Origin of the sequence: Chryseosolibacter histidinae (assembly GCF_018598225.1) — a bacterium.
In the GTDB taxonomy this organism is placed as follows: Bacteria; Bacteroidota; Bacteroidia; order Cytophagales; family Cyclobacteriaceae; genus Chryseosolibacter; species Chryseosolibacter histidini.
In genome coordinates, this window is the sequence record NZ_JAHESF010000005.1 from 136,302 (window position 1) to 155,170 (window position 18,869).

At 50.6% G+C, this 18,869-nt stretch carries 13 protein-coding genes; all 13 read left to right on the plus strand.

Annotation, left to right across the window (positions count from 1 at the left end):
* Positions 1-112 precede the first annotated feature (112 nt).
* Positions 113-1,960, plus strand: a complete 1,848-nt coding sequence (locus KK083_RS06930) for a sensor histidine kinase (RefSeq protein ID WP_254161879.1) — start codon at positions 113-115, stop codon at positions 1,958-1,960.
* A 10-nt stretch (positions 1,961-1,970) separates the two neighbouring features.
* The gene (locus KK083_RS06935; RefSeq protein ID WP_254161880.1) at positions 1,971-2,630 is read left to right on the plus strand and encodes a response regulator transcription factor; all 660 of its coding nucleotides are present in this window, start codon (positions 1,971-1,973) and stop codon (positions 2,628-2,630) included.
* A 96-nt stretch (positions 2,631-2,726) separates the two neighbouring features.
* Positions 2,727-2,951 carry a hypothetical protein gene (locus tag KK083_RS06940; RefSeq protein ID WP_254161881.1) on the plus strand — a complete coding sequence of 75 codons (225 nt, stop codon included), beginning with the start codon at positions 2,727-2,729 and terminating at the stop codon, positions 2,949-2,951.
* Between the two features lie 205 nt (positions 2,952-3,156).
* A complete protein-coding gene (gene abc-f, locus KK083_RS06945) occupies positions 3,157-4,743 on the plus strand; it encodes a ribosomal protection-like ABC-F family protein (RefSeq protein ID WP_254161882.1) in 1,587 nt (528 codons plus the stop codon).
* A 195-nt stretch (positions 4,744-4,938) separates the two neighbouring features.
* Positions 4,939-5,958 (plus strand): EscV/YscV/HrcV family type III secretion system export apparatus protein, encoded by a 1,020-nt coding sequence (locus KK083_RS06950; protein ID WP_254161883.1) that lies wholly within the window; start codon positions 4,939-4,941, stop codon positions 5,956-5,958.
* 257 nt (positions 5,959-6,215) lie between these two features.
* A complete protein-coding gene (locus KK083_RS06955; protein ID WP_254161884.1) occupies positions 6,216-7,202 on the plus strand; it encodes a hypothetical protein in 987 nt (328 codons plus the stop codon).
* Positions 7,203-7,561: 359 nt separating this feature from the next.
* Positions 7,562-8,920, plus strand: coding sequence for a NarK family nitrate/nitrite MFS transporter (locus KK083_RS06960; RefSeq protein WP_254161885.1), 1,359 nt, complete (start codon positions 7,562-7,564; stop codon positions 8,918-8,920).
* Between the two features lie 145 nt (positions 8,921-9,065).
* Positions 9,066-10,445, plus strand: coding sequence for an alginate export family protein (locus KK083_RS06965; protein ID WP_254161886.1), 1,380 nt, complete (start codon positions 9,066-9,068; stop codon positions 10,443-10,445).
* 8 nt (positions 10,446-10,453) lie between these two features.
* Positions 10,454-11,686, plus strand: a complete 1,233-nt coding sequence (locus KK083_RS06970; RefSeq protein WP_254161887.1) for a CmpA/NrtA family ABC transporter substrate-binding protein — start codon at positions 10,454-10,456, stop codon at positions 11,684-11,686.
* Positions 11,687-11,691: 5 nt separating this feature from the next.
* Positions 11,692-12,540: a nitrate ABC transporter permease gene (gene ntrB / locus KK083_RS06975; RefSeq protein ID WP_254161888.1), complete on the plus strand. Its 849-nt coding sequence runs from the start codon at positions 11,692-11,694 to the stop codon at positions 12,538-12,540.
* A gap of 10 nt (positions 12,541-12,550) precedes the next feature.
* Positions 12,551-13,369 carry an ABC transporter ATP-binding protein gene (locus tag KK083_RS06980; RefSeq protein ID WP_254161889.1) on the plus strand — a complete coding sequence of 273 codons (819 nt, stop codon included), beginning with the start codon at positions 12,551-12,553 and terminating at the stop codon, positions 13,367-13,369.
* A 176-nt stretch (positions 13,370-13,545) separates the two neighbouring features.
* Complete coding sequence (locus KK083_RS06985; protein WP_254161890.1) at positions 13,546-17,055, plus strand: nitrate reductase; 3,510 nt, start codon at positions 13,546-13,548, stop codon at positions 17,053-17,055.
* Between the two features lie 3 nt (positions 17,056-17,058).
* Complete coding sequence (locus KK083_RS06990; protein WP_254161891.1) at positions 17,059-18,636, plus strand: rubredoxin; 1,578 nt, start codon at positions 17,059-17,061, stop codon at positions 18,634-18,636.
* The last annotated feature ends 233 nt before the right edge of the window (positions 18,637-18,869 follow it).

Genomic DNA, 18,869 nt, shown 5'->3' on the forward strand with positions numbered 1-18,869 from the left:
GGTCTCAACCCTGCATTTTATCCTGTTCATCCTGTAAATCCTTTAATACTGGTGTTTTAATCCTGTACATCCTATTAATCATTTAAATCAGAGTACGTAAATTGCTACGTAAATGAACTTAGATTTCATTTCTGAGAACAAACTGAAGTTCAACCGGTTCAGTAAACTGGGGATGTGGTATATCCTTGCCCTGAGCGTGATCGCCACCATCGCCATTGTAGGGCAGGTGCTGATCCAGCGTCACCTGCACAGTCAGGTAAGTGATTCGCGGGTGGTGAACCTGGCCGGTACCCAGCGTTATAAAAGCCAGTGGATCGTCAAGATGTCACTGCTGCTTACCGCAGACCTGGAGCACAAACATTTTCCCGATAAGATCAAAACGCTGGAGAACCTGCTTGAGCAGTGGAAGCGCGGCCACTATGGACTGCAACATGGCGATGAGGGGCTGAACCTTCCGGGCGATAACAGCGAGCAGATAACGCAGATGTTCAGCGACCTCGAACCTTATTTTCAGCAGGTTTACAACAGCGCCACGGCCATCATCCAATACAAAAAAGAAGCACACCCTGACACCGCGGCGCTGCATCAGGCCATGCGCACCCTGCTCGACAATGAAACGGTGTTCCTGCAGAAGATGGACCACATCGTTTTTCAGTACGACCAGGAGGCGCGCCAGAAAGTAGCCATGCTCAGCAAGCTTGAATATTTTTTGCTTGGCATCTCCATTCTGGTGATCGGCCTGGAGATCCTTTTTGTTTTCCGACCCACTACGGTTCAGGTGAACCGCACCATCAACCAGCTGATGTCTTCCGAAAAAAATGCGCGCAAATTGTCGAAAGAGATCGGCGCGCTGTATACATCACTGGAAAAATCATATGAGCAGATCTCCATCGTGAACCAGCCGGTGGAGAACCCGAGGCTTTACGCGAAAGCCGACAAGGGTGGGAACGTGACCTTTATTACGGAAGCGCTGGCTACACTTTCCGGGCAAAAGGCCATTGAAGCCAACATGCGCCTGTCGGACCTTTTTCCAGGTATGAACAATCCTGATGAGTGGATGGACGAGATCGTGGACGTGCTCTCCGAAGGCGGAACCTGGCAGGGCGAGATCCGATTTGAAGGCCCCCGCGAAAAGATCTGCTGGGTAGAGGTGATCATCACGCCGGTATATCACAACCACGACAACAGCATTGAAGAGCTGGTGCTGATGGGGGCTGACATCACCAAACGTAAGGAAGCGGAGCAGAACATGAACCGCAAGAACAGGGCGGAGATCGAGAAGAAGATCAACCAGCAGAAGTTTCGCTCGGTGCTGATCCTGGAAGGGCAGGAAGAAGAGCGCAAGCGCATCGCCATGGACATCCATGACGGTATTGGCCAGATGCTCACGTCCCTGAAATTCCAGATCGAGTCCATCGACCTGAAAGAAGGTGCGCAGGCACAGCAGAAGATCGGTGAGATCGAGCAGCTGATCAAGGAGGTGATCAAGGAAGTACGCAGGGTGACCTTCAACCTGAAGCCTACTGTACTCGGTGACTATGGACTGCAGGCGGCGCTGAATGTCTTCATCCAGGAAATTGGCAAGCTGACAGATATCAAACTGGTGTATCGAACCTCAGGCGAGATCGAGAGGCTCCCCCAAAAAACAGAAGACAATATCTTCCGCATTATTCAGGAGGCGATCAACAACGCTATCAAATATTCCGGCGCCGAAGTGATCACGGTAGACCTGAAGAAAACAGGCAACGACCTGTTGATCACCGTGCACGACGAGGGCAGGGGGTTTGATACGAAGCTGGTGGAGGCAAGGAATATGAACATTGAATCGGGCCGCGGATTTTTCAATATGTACGAGCGTACAGAATACATCAACGGAAATTTGACGATAGACTCAGCGCCCGGCAAAGGGACCACCGTGTTGCTGACGGTACCCGTAAGAAGTTTGGCAACAGCAGAATGAAACGACAACTATGGATAAAATAAATATTGTGCTTGCAGATGACCACGTGCTGGTGCGTAAGGGCATTAAGGCGATGCTTGAGTCGGAAGCCGATATCAACGTGATCGGTGAAGCGGGCAATGGTAACGAGGCGCTGGAGTCGGCCCGCTCGCTGAAGCCCGACATCCTGGTGCTCGATATCCGCATGCCTGAGATGACGGGCCTGGAAGCCGCGGCCAGGCTGAAGCAATATGCCCCCGATACCAAAGCCGTGATCCTCTCCATGCACGATTCAGAAGAGTACGTGCTGCAGGCGCTCGATGCCGGCGCGTATGGCTACCTGCTGAAGGATACAGACAAGCATGAATTTGTGAAGGCGCTGAAGCAGATCCATGGCGGCAGCAAATATTTCAGCGGCGCTGTCTCTAACATACTGGCCAACCAGTTGCTCAATGCAAAGCCTCATGTGGTTCGCAACACCGCGCCTGCAGAAGACCCCTACCGCCTCACCCGCCGAGAAAAAGAAATTTTGCGCATGGTGATCGACGGAAAGCACAACAAAGAGATCGCCGACACGTTCTCGAAGAGTGTGCGCACCATCGAAACCCACCGCTTCAACATCATGAAAAAGCTCGATGTCAACAACGCCATCGACATGGTGAACAAAGCCGTGAAAGAAAATCTGGTGTGACAGCCAGGTTCCCGCAGATCACGCGGATGACGCTGATTTGATGATCGCAGTAGTTTTTCTGGGATGCTGTGTAAATAAATGTCTCAGACCAATAACATGAAACTCAAAAAGATCCTGTTCACCGCGCTGCTCTCCGCCGCGTCCTACTTCTCAGGAACGTACCTAGTATCCATCTACGGCCTTGATCCTCCGTACGGTTATTACTACACCGGAACCATCCTCATCCTTGTTTCATACCTGATGATGGTGGTGACCGTCGTATTGCTAATGATCTCCTGTTATCGCTATTGGCGAACGGGAGCCCGGACCAACAACCGCTGATTCACCTTCTCGCACCCATTTTCAAATTCAGAAGACTACTCATCAATGGCCACGGGTTTCAACCGTGGCTCCAATACAACAAAAAATTTCATATCTTTGCACCACACCAAACAAGTCCGTTTAATGTAGGATGTAATTTCTCTCATAAGAATAACAGGATAGCCCAAGACGGCTTTCCCTCATTGTTTACTTCTAAAGAGGAATTATGCTTACAATACAGGATATCACCTACGGACATCCGGGCCAGGATGTGCTGTTCGACAACATCAGTTTCACCATCAACAAACACGAGAAGGTTGCTCTCGTTGGCAACAACGGCGTTGGAAAATCCACGCTGCTGAAAATTATTGCCGGTACTTTGCAACCATCGGGCGGACGGGTGGAGCGAACCTCAACACCGTATTACATTCCACAACTGTTCGGACAATTCAACGACCTCACCATTGGTCAGGCGCTTCAGATCGATCAAAAATTAAAGGCGCTGAACGAGATCCTCGACGGCCACGCCACAGAATCGAACCTGGCGCTGCTCGATGATGACTGGACCATCGAATCGCGGTGTCACGAAGCCTTAACCTATTGGGGACTTTCAGACCTTGACCTCATACAGAAAATGGGGTCATTGAGCGGTGGACAAAAAACAAAAGTGTTCCTGGCTGGTATCCTCATTCATCAGCCTGAGATCGTGCTGCTGGACGAACCCAGCAATCACCTCGACACCGGCAGTCGCGAGCGCTTATACAATTTTGTACGATCTGCGTCCGCTACCCTGGTGGTGGTGAGTCACGACAGAACATTGCTGAACCTGCTTGACACCGTTTACGAGCTCAGGAGGCAGGGTATTACCATGTATGGCGGTAACTATGATTTTTACGCAGAACAAAAGCAGGTTGAACGCAATGCCTTGCATGAGGACGTGAGAAGCAAGGAAAAAGAATTGCGCAAGGCAAAGGAGGTTGAGCGCGAAACCGCCGAGAGAAAGCAGAAGCTCGATGCGCGTGGAAAGAAAAAGCAGGAGAGAGAAGGGCTTCCTACCATCTCCATGAACACGTTCAGGAACAATGCCGAAAAGAGCACGGCGCGTCTCAAAGGTGCCCATGCCGACAAAGTGCAGGGCATAGCACAGGCGCTGAACGAATTACGAAGCACACTTCCCGGCACAGAAAAGATGAAGTTCGGCTTTGACGACTCGTCGCTTCACAGCGGCAAGGTGCTGGTGGAAGCGGACGCCATAAACTTTGGATACAACGGTCAGATGTTGTGGAACGCGCCGATGAGCTTTCAGGTAACCAGTGGCGAACGCATCGTCCTTAAAGGTTCGAACGGTTCAGGCAAAACAACGCTGATCAAAATAATGCTGGGAGAAATGGAGCCGACGGCCGGTACCATCCGCCGTGTGGTGGACAGAGCGGTGTACATCGACCAGGATTATTCATTGATCAATGATCAGCTCAGCGTCTATGACCAGGCGCTGACATTCAACTTCACGGCATTACAAGAGCACGAGGTGAAGATCAGGCTGAACCGGTTCCTGTTCACAAAAGATTTCTGGGACAAACCCTGCAGCACCCTGAGCGGTGGCGAGAAGATGCGGCTGATGCTCTGCTGCCTCACCATCGGCAACCAGGCCCCTGACATCATTGTGCTGGACGAGCCCACCAACAACCTCGACATCCAGAACACGGAGATTCTCACCGGCGCCATCAATGAATACAGCGGAACACTCATCGTGGTGTCGCATGACCAGCATTTTCTGAAGGAGATCAATGTAAAACGAGTAATAGAACTCTAACCACGAACCGAGATAAAACCCTTTGAGGGCTCTTAACCCCTCAAAGGGTTATTAAGTAGGGTCGCCGGTTTCCGGGTGACATCGGAGTCTCCGGTCTCCGGGACTCCGCGTTCTTGGGTGAACTAGGCTATGTATGATAATGTGCTTATCTTGAATAAGATGTTACATTGAAAACGATAGTTGAATTTAACTGGAATGAAACGATATATCTTCAGTATTTTTTTTGCCATTGTCATCGTCGGGTTGTACCACTTTGTTAATATCAATCTCTTCAGCCTGGATTTGACGAAGCGGACGAGAGAAGCGCTATTCGTTGTCAGAAACGAACCCGATATAGACGATGCACTGTTGTTACTTAACATCGGACGACTTGAACCCGATGAGCTTGCCGCTAAAATTGACTCCTTATTGATTACCGGAGTGCCGAGAATAGGGGTCAACCTTTGCCATTTTGATAAAGTGCCTAAAGGTCTTATTGCACGATACAGGGAAAACGACCGGGTCATATTTGCAAATTGTGATAGCTCCCAGCCCGGAGCACTTAGTCAGATCGTTGGCGACGGTAATGCCGTCACACATTTTAAGACTGACAGATCTGATTATTTTGAATTGCAGCTAACAGGATTTACGGGCAGGGGAAATGACTGGGAACGAATTAATTACGGAGTAAGATTGGATTATAGGCTTAAAGGCGAACTGAACAATTCTTATTATTGGTTCGATCCCGATTACCTGGAGAACAAGACTGTCCTTCTCGGTTATATGGGAGAATACGTAACGGACGAGATCTATTATTTCAAAAATTGCAGAATAACACCGCTGAATCCATATTATGGAGCGGAGGAGGATGTACTGCCTGATATGTATGATATCGAGATTACGGCCAATATCATTAGAACAATTCACCATAACGATTTTATTAATGAGGTTAACCAGGTAGTCAGAGTTCTCATTGTGTTGGCTATCTGTATGATTAACGTCATCGTTCTTACATACGCAAAAACAAGATGGATAGTCGTCAATCTTGTGATAGCAACAGTTCTTTTTGTACTGTTAACAGGAGCCGCGTCATTCCTTCTGGTGTACATGTTCGATAAAAGATATTTTTTGTCTCTGGATGAGCTCCCGTTAATCCTGTTGGTGACTACTTTTTTTACAGTTGCGTTGAATATCAGCCAAAAACCGTTCGAAACTCCCGAAACATCAAAGGGTTAGAAAAAAAACTGCCAATGAAACTGCACAAGGTCAGCCCAATCCTCTGGACAAAGGATCTCCACCAAAGCCATCATGTTGAGCGCTTCGAATAACCCCGACAGGGGTTTGTCATCGCTAGCACCGGGTTTTAACCCGGTGCGGCGTTGACGTGACGTTTTAAAGGTACTAGCAGAGTCTCCCACGCTCCGGAACTCCGTCGCCCTTCGAAGCCGCCAGTTGGTACCTTCTTGTTTTTGTAGCATATTCCTAAAAAATTCATGACAGCTATCGCCGGTTTTCGGATCATTGACATCATCATCATTCTAAATTCCAGTTTGACCATGTATTCTCAGGACCACGAAATCCAGGAGCTGTATGAAAAAGCAACCCGGAAAATTTCCCAGCAGCAAGTACTTGGCGGCTATGAAAAACCCGAGGGGTTGATCAAACTCGAAGAGCTTTCGGAGCGCAAAGTTGTCAACCTGGAAACGATCGGTTTCTTTCTTCACACTACAAAGCCTTATTTCCCGGCACCGGTTGATATTATTCCTTTTGCTTCAACAGGAGGTGACGGATGTTATTTTGCGTTCGTAACGGATTTTACCAGTCAGCCCGATCTCGAAAATGCGCCGGTGCTTTTTGTCAGCCCAACAGATTTTGACACTAACAGGCCCAAGCAGTCCAATATTCTTTTTGCCGGGAATTTTAACGATTTCCTCAGCATCATGACAATGATATGGAATGCTGAGATCATCCGTTTCAAGGACGTTACGCAAATGAATTTCGATGAGGAAATAAAACGGATTCGCCATGGGTCCGGAGATGATGACGAGCGCGAGAAGACGATTCAGCTTCTTCACAAGAATTTTGCGCTAAAGAAGATCACCAACCTCAATCAGTACTACCGGTCACTCTACGAAGAAAGAGAAGCAGGCTATTTCATTAAAACCATCGATGGGATAGGTATCCGTTGCAAGCATGTGCCGGCAATAACCCCAAACGTTATCACCGCACCGGTCGACATTCAATCGCTGAGCGCAACTTTAGAAAAATTATCACCTGACGAAAAGCTCCGGTTCTACAGAGAGGCGGCATACTTATATCCTTACCACGAAGATAGTTTTCTCAACATCCTCGAGATCATTTCAGGTCAGATGAAAAAAGACGGCTTGAACAGAGAGGCCGGCATCATTGATTTCGAAATTGCACAGACAAGGAACTTCAACGAATACCTCAAAGCGCAAAACAAAAAGCAGAAACGGTAGAACCCTTCGAGGGTTTTAAACCTTCAAAGGGTTGTCCGAAACGAAGGGGCCAGTCTTCTATTCTCGCAAGGTCCCGAACAAAGGCATCTACGTAAGTCACACCTTCCCAATAACCCTACATAAACCTGACAAGCCAGCTACGATACAGCTACCATTTACCTACTGTCAGATAAATACGGTCCCCTTGAAACTTTGTCAGCCCCCAAATCAGCCCGGAAACGCAGAAAACCCCGAAATCACTCCATTATCTGCAATCGATTTTCTACGTAATTAAATCCGTTTCGTAAATTATTTTACGTATAAATACGTAATTAAACACCTATTTACTTACTTTTATTACGTAACAAATACGTAGTAAAATGACGCTTCAGGAATCAGGAAAAGCCACGAAAATCAACCTGCTGGACTTCAAAACCACCCCCATGAAGGCCTTCCATATTACCTGGATCACCTTCTTTCTCTGCTTTTTCGGGTGGTTCGGTATCGCACCCCTGATGCCTGTAGTGCGTGAAGACCTTAACCTCACCAAAACGCAGATCGGCAACATCATCATTGCCTCGGTGGCCATCACCATTTTTGCGCGGTTGCTCTTCGGCTGGCTTTGTGATAAGATCGGTCCGCGCATCTCTTATTCCGTGTTGCTCATCCTGGGCTCAATCCCTGTTATGTGCATCGGCTTCAGCAACAGCTACGAAACCTTTCTGCTGTTCAGGCTCGCCATCGGTGTGATCGGCGCTTCATTCGTGATCACCCAATATCACACCTCTGTCATGTTCGCGCCTAACGTAGTGGGTACGGCTAACGCTACTGCTGCTGGCTGGGGTAACATGGGCGGCGGCGCAACCCTCATCGTGATGCCGCTGATCTTTGCAGCATTCGTCGGTGCCGGTTATGCCAGCGCAGAAGCCTGGCGTTACAGCATGGTGGTGCCAGGGGCGGCCCTCTTCATCATGGGCTTCGTATATTATTTCTTCACAAAAGATACGCCGTCAGGAAACATCACGTCACGTAAGGCCGAAGCTGTTGCAAAAGATAATTCGAAAGAAGGAAACTTCTGGGGCGTCTGCAAAGACTACAGGGTGTGGACCTTGTTCCTGGCTTACGGCGCCTGCTTCGGCATCGAGATCACCATCGACAACATTGCAACACTTTATTTTGTCGACAACTTCAAGCTTGGCATCGCCGAGGCAGGATTGATCGCCGGCCTTTTCGGCATGATGAACATCTTCGCCCGCGCACTGGGTGGCATCTTCGGAGACAAGGCCGGTAAAAAATTCGGACTGCAGGGAAGGATCATCACACTCAGCGCGTTCCTGCTGCTCGAAGGGTTGGGTATCATCATATTCTCCAACATGAGCACGCTGCCCTGGGCCATCGCCACCATGCTCATCTTTGCACTGTTCCTCAAGATGTCAAACGGGGCCACGTATTCTGTGGTGCCTTTCATTAACAAACGTGCCATCGGTGTGGTGTCGGGTATTGTGGGCGCCGGCGGAAATGTGGGTGCAGTGCTGGCGGGTATGTTGTTCACTTCCGAAGACCTCTCTTATCGCGAAAGCCTTTTCATTATTGGGGTCACAGTGATCGTTGTGTCTGTGATCTCTTTCTTATTAAGCCTGAGCAGGCGATCTGCGCAGGAGATCCTGTCGCCGGAATTTCACCCAGACACTTTGGGCGTGAAAGAGTCATTGGCTGTTACTTCCCTTCGTAAACCTTAACCCGCATGCACCTGTAAAAAAGAGATCATACAGCCTCGGGGAAAAAGTTACCAGGTAATGGATTCCTAAAACAAAAGTCCCCTTTCAGAACCACGAATTCTTCCAGGGGACAAGCAATTAGTTGTTTCACTAATCCTCGAAATTTATGAAGAAGAACATTTACATACAATTGCTGATTGTATTTTGTTGCCTCTGCAGCGTAAGCGAGCTGCGCGCGCAATTTACTTTTTCTGGCCAGATCAGAACGCGCTCAGAATTGCGCGATGGCCAGGGCACACCTTCCCTAAAAGATACAGTTCCCGCTTTTTTCACTTCTCAACGCACACGCCTTAATTTCGGATACAGCGCTTACCGCTTCAAGATCTACGCTTCGGTACAGGACGTTCGCGTGTGGGGACAGGATGCGTCTTCTATCAACCGCATTACCACAGATACTTACGATGGCTTTATGTTGCATGAGGCCTGGGGCGAGATCAGCCTTGTAGACACGGGCAAGGTTGTGAAGAACTTTACGTTGAAGATCGGTCGCCAGGAGCTGGTCTATGACGACGTGCGGCTGCTGGGCAACCTCGACTGGCTGCAACAGGCCAGAAGACACGACGCTGCCTTGCTGAAATTCGAGCACAACAACTGGACCGCCCACCTCGGCGTGGCGTACAACCAGAACGCTGAGCGCAAATCGAATACAATATATAACGGTGTGCCCACAGGATACACCGCCAGCACCAACGGTCTGGGTGCCATGTATAAGTCGATGCAATTTTTGTACGTGGCGAAGAAGCTGCACTTCGGCAACATCTCGTTCCTCGCCTTCAAGGATGATTTCAGCAAATTCCATTTCGCTGAGACTGACGTGGAAAAGAAAACACCCATCTACGACAGATCTGTATGGAGCCGTTTCACGGGAGGCACACACATCACCGGCACGGCGCTCCGGAAAATTGCTTTTACAGCCAGCGCATTTTACCAGGGCGGCAAGTTCAGGGAAGGAACGTCGCTTGACGAATACCTGCTCTCCGCTTCGGCGATGTACTCGGTTGGCAGAAAGCTCACGGTCGGCCCCGGCATCGATGTTACCTCGGGCAACAATGGCTCCGATCCAACAAAGAAATTTCAAAGGTTCGATCCGCTGTATGGTACGCCGCACAAGTTCTGGGGATACATGGACTACTTCTATGTGGCCGATGGTTTTGGCTCCAACGGATTGGTGGACGCTTACCTGAGAACAAAGTATAAAGCGAAGGATAACCTGACGCTGTCGCTGGATGCCCACCAGTTCTCATTGCCCAACTCAGTAACCGACGAAGCTGGTGTTGTGCTTGAGAAGACACTGGGGCAGGAGCTCGACTTCGTATTTAACTACGCGCTAACCAAAATGGTCAGCATTGAAGGAGGATATTCCACCATGTTCTCTACGGCTACGCTCACTTCGTCTAAAGTGAAAAACGTGCGCAATGCCGACACCACTTCTCAGTGGGCCTACCTGATGATCTCTATCAAACCCGAGTTCTCCATCAAAAACTGAACGTTCCCATGAAAACATTGACAATCAATATCAAGAGCCTGATGCGCTGGATCACGATCCCGGTGCTGCTGCTTATGCTGACGGCTTCCGCGCCCATTGTTGCCGATAAAGAGCCGATCCGCCTTGGATACATTCCGCTTACAGATTGTGCACCCCTGGTGATGGCCAAAGAGCTGGGCCTGTTTGAAAAATACGGTGTAGACGTTGAAGTGATCAAGGAAGCTTCGTGGGCCAACGTGCGCGATAAGCTGCTCACCGGCGAGCTGGACGGCGCACACTGTTTATTCAGCATGCCATTTTCAGTCTATACAGGCGTGGGTGGCAAAGAAGGTTCTGAAATGAAAATTGCCCTGGTGCTCAACAACAACGGGCAGGCTATTACACTTTCTAAAGATTTTTGTGGCAAAGTAGGGTTCAAACAGACACCGAAAGTTGCACCCGTAGTAGCGGCGAAGCTGAAGGCAGAGAAAGAAGTGACGTTTGCCATGACGTTTCCCGGCGGCACCCACGACATCTGGCTGCGCTACTGGCTGGCCGCTGCCGGCGTCAATCAGAAAACCTCCAAGATCATCACCATTCCTCCGCCGCAGATGGTAGCCAACATGAAGGTGGGTAACATGGATGGATATTGTGTAGGCGAACCGTGGAATGGTGTAGCTGTGAAGCAGGACATTGGGTTCACCGAGATCTCCACGCAGGACATCTGGAAACACCATCCGGAGAAAGCGCTGGTGGTGAACAAAAAATTCAGCGAAGCCAGAAGAGAAGAGCTCAAGCAGGTGATGAAGGCCGTGCTGGAAGCGTGCAAGTGGCTCGACAACCGCGCCAACCGCAAGAAAGCATCGGGTGTGGTAGGCAAGTACATCAACGCGCCCGCCGATGTGATCGAAGCCAGGCTCATGGGCGATTATAACCTCGGATGCAACCAGGGAACGGAGATCTACACCGATGACTATATGCTGTTCCACCGCGGTGGCGAAACAAACTTCCCCAGGAGATCGCACGCCATCTGGTTCATGTCGCAATACGTACGGTTCGACTACCTGAAAGAAGCGCCTGACTACAAAGCTGTGGCCGACAAGATCATCATGCAGGACCTCTACAAAGAAGTTGCCGCCAGCATGAAGATCAAAGTACCTGACGACGACATGAAACCTTTTGTGCTTGACCTCGACAAGGTAAAATTCGACCCTAACAACCCGGGCGAATATCTGAAGTCAGTCAATGCCATTAACCAGTAATGATCATGGCTATAACAACAACATTGACTGGCACAGAAAAGGAAACTGTGAAAGATCCGAAGCCCGGCATGCTGCTAAAGCGCACGATGGAAGTGTTTGTGAACCTTGCCTACAGCGTTTCCGGTTTCGGGTTGCTGATCGCACTCTGGTATATCATTACTGTAGCTTCCGGTGGAGAGCTGCCTTCGCCGGCAGCTACCTTCACTGTGTTCTGGGACCTGGTAAAAGATCCGTTCTACGATCTGGGACCTAACGACAAGGGTATTGCCCTTCAGTTGCTGAGCTCGCTCACCCGTGTGTTCACCGGTTTTCTGCTTGGATCGTTCGTAGCCATACCGGTGGGATTGGTTATGGGTGCCAGCAACATAGCGCGAAGGATCTTTTATCCCATCGTGCAGGTGCTGAAACCAGTTTCACCCCTGGCATGGTTTCCCATCGGCCTGGTGGCATTCCAGTCTGCCGCCGATGCAACCATCTTCATCATTGTGATCACATCGCTGTGGCCAACGCTGATCAACACTGCGTTCGGTGTTTCTTCCATTCCTGATGACCACCGTAACGTGGCGAAAGCGTTCGGTTTTTCACGATGGAAGTACCTCACCAAAGTACTGATACCTTTCAGTTTGCCGCACATTATCACGGGGCTGCGTCTCAGCATCGGTGTGGCGTGGCTGGTGATCGTTGCAGGCGAAATGCTCTCTGGCGGCATGGGCATCGGCTTCTTCGTTTGGGATAGCTGGAACGCGCTGAGCCTCGAGAAAGTGATCTCGGCCATCCTCATCATCGGCCTGGTTGGCCTGCTGCTCGACAGGGGATTCGCAGCGTTGGAGAAAAGAGTTACGTATGCAGCTTAACACAGAAATCATGAGCTACCTGAAAATTGAAGATCTAGAGATCGCCTTTAAAACACCCAAAGGCCGATACGTTGCTGTGCAGAACATTAACCTTGACGTTGATAAAGGGGAGATCATTTCCATCATCGGCCACTCAGGCTGTGGAAAGTCTACCATCCTCAACGCCGTTGCCGGCATGGTACAGCCCACGGGAGGAAGTGTGTTGCTGAACGGAAAAAAAGTAAAAGGCCCGGGCCCTGACCGTGGAATTGTTTTCCAGAACTACTCCCTGCTGCCTTGGCTGTGTGTTTACCAGAATATTTATCAGGCGGTGGATGCTGCGCTGAAGACAGAAGACAAGGCTGATAAACATGCCCGTGTTGAGCAGTACCTGAAGATGGTGGGCCTTTGGGATCACCGTGAGAAATATCCAAAGCAGATCTCCGGCGGTATGAAGCAGCGCGTAGCCATTGCCCGCGCTTTTGCCATCGACCCTGAGGTGCTGCTGCTCGATGAACCTTTCGGTGCCCTGGATGCGCTGACCAAATCGTCGCTGCACATAGAGCTGCTGAAGATGTGGAACCTCACGCAACGCAGTAAAACCATCATCATGGTAACACACGATATCGAAGAAGCGATCTTCCTTTCAGACCGGATCGTGGTGATGAACAACGGCCCGGCATCCACCATCCGCGAAATAGAAAACGTTCACCTGCCAAGACCCAGAAATAAAAAGGAGACCGTGAACATGCCCGAATACAAAGTGATCCGCGAACGCCTGCTGAACCTGCTGGTGGATAAAGTGGTGATCGATGACTCGGAGTTGTATAAGGAGGAACAGGCAGCTTGAGAAATAGTTGACAATTTGACAAGGGGCAATTGACAAATTAATGGACAGTTAACAAGATAACAATTGACAACAGACAAAATCAAAGTGAAAAAGGATATGCTACGAATCGGAGGAGAATCTATGATGTATACACAACACGTTGTCAACTGTTTCATTGTCAACTGTCAACTTTTCAAATGAGGTCAACGCACGATACGAGTTACAAAACCACCTGTTCCTACTGCGGCGTGGGTTGTGGGATAGTGATCAGGAAAGACCGGAAGAACAACCTGGTGCTGGAAGGCAATCCTGATCATCCTGTGAACAAGGGTATGCTGTGCTCCAAGGGCATGAACCTTCATTATGCCATGCAGGACATGAGCGACAGATTGCTGTTTCCCGAAATGCGATGGAGCCGGAACCACCCGTTGCAGCGTGTGAGCTGGAGCGACGCGATGAAAAGGGCCGCTGCCGTCTTCAGCGCCATGATCAAAACGTATGGCCCGGACTCCGTCGGTTTCTATGTTTCAGGACAATGCCTCACCGAAGAATACTACGTGGCTAACAAGTTGGTGAAAGGTTTTTTAGGCACCAATAACATCGACACCAACTCCCGACTCTGCATGAGCAGCGCTGTTGCAGGGTATGCGCAGATGTTGGGTGAGGATGCTGTACCCGTAGCGTACGAAGATATCGAGCTGTCGGATTGCTTTTTGATTGCCGGAGCCAATCCCGCATGGTGTCATCCCATTCTCTTCCGGAGGATCGAAGCACACAAACAGAAGAATCCGGAGGTGAAGCTTATTGTTGTTGACCCGCGACGAACACAGACGTGTGCTCTGGCAGACCTGCACTTACAGATCAATCCCGGCACCGACATCTATTTGTACAATGCCATTGTCCGCGTGCTCATCGAAAACGGCGAGGTGGATTACAATTTTGTTCGCGGTCATACCGAACAATTCGAGCAGTACCGCGACTCAGTGTTTCAGCACACGGTAGAAGAGGCGGCAGAGAAATGTGATGTAAGCATTCACGATATTCAGCTGGCGGCGTCTTACATTGCTGCTGCCAAAGGTTTTCTCACCTTGTGGGCCATGGGTTTGAACCAGAGTGCTATTGGCGTGAAGAAGAATCATGCGCTCATCAGCCTGAATCTCGTCACAGGCCATATTGGTAAACCAGGCTCTGGTCCGTTCTCGCTCACCGGCCAGCCCAACGCCATGGGGGGCAGAGAGGTAGGAGGACTGGCCACGATGCTGGCAGCGCATCGCAGCCTCGCCAACGCACAGCACCGTGAAGAGGTGGCAAAGTTCTGGGGTGTTGATTCTATTTCAAGTAGACCGGGATACACCGCCACCCAAATGATCGAAGCGCTGGAACGCGGCGAGCTCAAAGCCCTGTGGATCATCTGCACCAACCCGCTGGTGAGCTGGCCCGATGCGCGGCGTGCAGAGGCAGCGTTGGCCAATGCAAAATTTGTGGTCGTGCAAGATATTTCCCGCCGCTCCGACACGCTTCAGTTTGCAGACCTCATTCTTCCTGCGGCAGGTCACTTCGAGAAAGAAGGTACCATGACCAATTCCGAAAGGCGCATTACCCACCTCGATAAGATCGTCGACCCTCCCGGCGAAGCGCTTCCCGATGCAGAGATCCTTTGCCGGTTCGCGAAGGCCATGGGCTTCAAAGGTTTCGATTACACATCGGTGGAGGAGATCTATGCAGAACATTGCCGCCTAACGAAAGGAACGAATATCGATATCAGTGGACTCTCGTATGCGCGTCTACGGGCAGAAGGCTCTATGCAATGGCCGGTGCCTGAAGCAACGCATAGCGGCACCACGCGACTGTTCGCCGACCACGCATTTTATACGCCATCGCGCAAAGCAAAATTCTATCCCATCGATGCGGAGAACCTTTCGGCAGTACCCACACCGGAGCTACCGCTGATCCTGACTACGGGAAGGATACGCGATCAGTGGCATACCATGACCAAAACTGGTAAGGTGAATCGCCTGCGTCAGCACATCGATAAACCATTCCTGGAGATCCATCCTGATGATGCGGCTGCCAGGAACATCGGCGAAGACGACGTTGTGGTGATCAGGAACGAGCAGGGCGATGTGCGCGTGCGTGCCCGCATCTCTGCCGAGATCAAAAGAGGTGTGGTCTTCCTGCCCATGCACTGGGGACGGATGCTAATGAAAGACGCCGCGCGCGCCAACAACCTCACCACCATGCTGGTCGATCCGGTCTCAAAAGAGCCCGATTTCAAATTCTCACGTGTGGAGGTTGAGCTATACCGGAAACCTGCCGAGAAGATCATCATCGCCGGTGCAGGAGCAGCGAGCTATCGTTTTTTGTGCAGCTACCGATCCCTGAACAGCGATGACGAGCTGCTGGTGATCTCTAAAGAAAAAGACCCGTTCTACAACCGTGTGCTGTTGCCTGAATATGTGAATGATACACTGTCGTGGGAAAAACTTCAGAAATTCAGGTCAGGAGAATTTGAAGCGCTCGATGTGTCGATGCAGCTCGAGAACGAGATCGTGGCCATCAACCGCGCAGAGAAATACATCATAGACAAGCGTGGCCAGAAACATGGTTATGACAAGCTCATCCTCGCCACCGGCAGCAGGGCCCACATTCCCAATGACGCGCCCATTCATCTGCCGGGCGTTTTCACGATGCGCACCCGGTATGATGCAGACCGCCTGAAGAATTACCTCAGTCCCAACGGACAGGTTTTGATCATCGGTGGTGGATTGCTCGGACTTGAGCTTGCAGTATCGCTCCGCGACATCGACGTGCAGGTCTCCATTCTCCAGCTCGGCAGCAGGCTGATGGAACGGCAGATCGACAACCTCGCCGGACAGCTGCTGCTGGATTTTATTGAAGAGAAAAATATTACGGTATACATCAACGACCAGATGCAATCCGTGGAACAAGACATTGCCACCGGCAAGCTCAGCGCCTCGTTCCGCAGTGGTAAGATCATTCGTATAGACGCCATTGTATATGCGGTAGGTACAAGACCCAACATCGAGTTTGCACAGGAAGCCGGTGTTGAAACAGCGCGTGGTATTATTGTGAACGATCATCTTCAGACCAACGATCCCGACATTTTCGCCATGGGCGAGATCGCCGAACACCGCGGCAAGGCCCTGGGCATCACATCGGCCGCTGAAAAACAGGCCGACATCCTCGCACGCTTTATCCATGGCGATATGCAGAGCCTTTACGATGGCGCTGTGCCCATGAACATCCTCAAGCTGTCGGGCCTGGACCTCTGCTCCATCGGCATCGCGGAGATCCCCGCAGATGATGACGACTATGAAGAGATCCTGTTCATCGACAAATCGAAACGGTATTACAAAAAATGTATCATCAAGGACGACCGGCTTGTAGGTGCCATTCTGATCGGCGACAAGAGCGAGTTTGCCGAGTTCAAAACGCTGATCGAAGACAAGATCGAACTGTCCGAGCGCAGAATGCAGCTGCTGCGGTCAGGCAAAAAAACAGAGCCCATGCTGGGTAAGCTGGTCTGCTCCTGTAACCAGGTGGGCGCAGGCAACCTGCAGAAGCTGCTTGACGACGGTTGTACCGAGCTGGGCGACATCTGCCGGCGTTCAGGCGCAGGGCTGGGCTGCGGAAGCTGCAAGCCCGAGATCCAGCAGATGATCAGGGAAAGTTTAGTGAAAGTGTAAGGCATGAGCAGCTCAAATCACAACAGCGCGGTCACCGGAAAAAACGGGGCGTATACTTTTAAGCGGGAGAAAAAGTTAACTTACCAGCGCGAACCCGAGCCTGGTATGGATCAACCCGTTGAAAATAAAAAAAGCGACCTGATCAGGGCCTTTGTAAAGGGAGGATTTTTATCGCCCGCAGGCCTGCTGAAGATCATGGAGCTTTCGCGCAGCCTCGGAAATAAATACGTGCTCTTTGGCTCGCGGCAGGACATCATGTTTCCCTCGCATGGTGCCAACGAGTCTGAGTTGAGCGATGCGTTCAAAGCTATTCACATCGAGTATGAGCTCGGCAGCGACCAGTCTGTATTTCAAAACATCGTTTCTTCGTACGTGGCGGTGAACGTGGTGGAAACCACCAGCTGGGTGAAGGAAGATACCTACAACGTGCTCATCGATAGCTTCGACTACAAACCGAAGCTCAAGATCAACATTGTGGACCCGCTTCAGAGTCTGGTGCCGCTATTTACCGGTGAGCTCAACTTCATTGCGTCACGGGAAGAGAACTATTGGTACCTGTACATCCGTGATCCCCGTAAGGGCAACGTGATCGAATGCTGGCCGCGACTCATCTTCGGCCAGGATATTCCCAGGATCGCCCGGGAACTTGAGAAGATCTTCCTGGAGTTCCTTCCGTTCACGGCCGAAGAGCTTCACCTGGTGCTCAAGAATAACTATGTGCGCATCAACTACAAGCCCATCCAGGAGAAGCTGAAGTTTCATGAAACCACCTTCCCGTATTACGAAGGGCTCAACGCCATGCTCAACAACCAGTACTGGCTGGGATTGTACTGGCGCAACAATCAGTACGATATAGATTTTATGAGCGCTGCCTGCAAGCTGTGCCAGGAAACCAACATCAGTAACATCAACATCATTCCCTGGAAAGCTTTTATCATCAAAGGTATCAAGGCTGCAGACCGGCTGCGCTGGGAAAAGCTGATGGGTAAATTCGGTATCAACGAGCGCCACTCATCGCTGGAGCTCAACTGGCACTTGCCCGTGATCGACTCAGAGGCGCTGGCACTGAAACGGTTCCTGGTGCGTGAGCTCGATCAGCAGGACATCAGCACACACGGCCTCACTTTCGCCATCAAAACAAACCGCGATACTTTTCATTTTACGTCCATCGTCATTGAAAAGATAAATCCGACCGGTGCGGCATCCGGAGACCGATACAACATTTTGTATGCGAAGAATTTTAATCCCACCAACATCACCTATTACACATACGCGAAAGCTGTTAAGAAAGAGCTGATCCCCACGTTGCTGATAGAATTGAGCAAGCTGTACTTCCGCCAGCTGAACCCTGAGCGTGAGCAGGTGCACGAAGTAAAAACGGATACCCCACCCGTGAGCGGACCCGTCACCAGCTATCAATGCACCAACTGCCTCACCGTTTACGACAGACGATACGGCGATCCCGCCTCGAACATTCCACCCGGCGTACCCTTTGAAGAACTACCGGATAGTTACGTCTGCCATGTATGTGAAACACCCAAGAAAGACTTCGTTCCCGTCACCTCGTCGTCTGACCACTGACCCGCGCGCGGACCCCATGCGCAGCGGTCTGACGACTATCCCCGTTCGCCTGCGGACGCCCTTGTTCACCAGCGAAGACTAACGCACAACACCAGATCTCATAATAGCCTGTAACTACATCCAATTCAACGTTTTGCACGAATGGCACTATATTCGTAAAGGGTTTAACCGGCAACCGGTAACTGGCAACCGGCAACTTGAAACGTCTAACTTTAAACTTCAAACTTCAAACT

What these genes read in the sequence shown, in the direction of transcription:
- abc-f (WP_254161882.1), top strand. Translation starts at nt 3,157, where the DNA reads ATGCTTACAATACAGGATATCACCTACGGACATCCGGGCCAGGATGTG.
- KK083_RS06950 (WP_254161883.1), top strand. Translation starts at nt 4,939, where the DNA reads ATGAAACGATATATCTTCAGTATTTTTTTTGCCATTGTCATCGTCGGG.
- KK083_RS06980 (WP_254161889.1), top strand. Translation starts at nt 12,551, where the DNA reads ATGAGCTACCTGAAAATTGAAGATCTAGAGATCGCCTTTAAAACACCC.
- ntrB (WP_254161888.1), top strand. Translation starts at nt 11,692, where the DNA reads ATGGCTATAACAACAACATTGACTGGCACAGAAAAGGAAACTGTGAAA.
- KK083_RS06930 (WP_254161879.1), top strand. Translation starts at nt 113, where the DNA reads ATGAACTTAGATTTCATTTCTGAGAACAAACTGAAGTTCAACCGGTTC.
- KK083_RS06970 (WP_254161887.1), top strand. Translation starts at nt 10,454, where the DNA reads ATGAAAACATTGACAATCAATATCAAGAGCCTGATGCGCTGGATCACG.
- KK083_RS06955 (WP_254161884.1), top strand. Translation starts at nt 6,216, where the DNA reads ATGACAGCTATCGCCGGTTTTCGGATCATTGACATCATCATCATTCTA.
- KK083_RS06990 (WP_254161891.1), top strand. Translation starts at nt 17,059, where the DNA reads ATGAGCAGCTCAAATCACAACAGCGCGGTCACCGGAAAAAACGGGGCG.
- KK083_RS06985 (WP_254161890.1), top strand. Translation starts at nt 13,546, where the DNA reads ATGAGGTCAACGCACGATACGAGTTACAAAACCACCTGTTCCTACTGC.
- KK083_RS06960 (WP_254161885.1), top strand. Translation starts at nt 7,562, where the DNA reads ATGACGCTTCAGGAATCAGGAAAAGCCACGAAAATCAACCTGCTGGAC.
- KK083_RS06940 (WP_254161881.1), top strand. Translation starts at nt 2,727, where the DNA reads ATGAAACTCAAAAAGATCCTGTTCACCGCGCTGCTCTCCGCCGCGTCC.
- KK083_RS06965 (WP_254161886.1), top strand. Translation starts at nt 9,066, where the DNA reads ATGAAGAAGAACATTTACATACAATTGCTGATTGTATTTTGTTGCCTC.
- KK083_RS06935 (WP_254161880.1), top strand. Translation starts at nt 1,971, where the DNA reads ATGGATAAAATAAATATTGTGCTTGCAGATGACCACGTGCTGGTGCGT.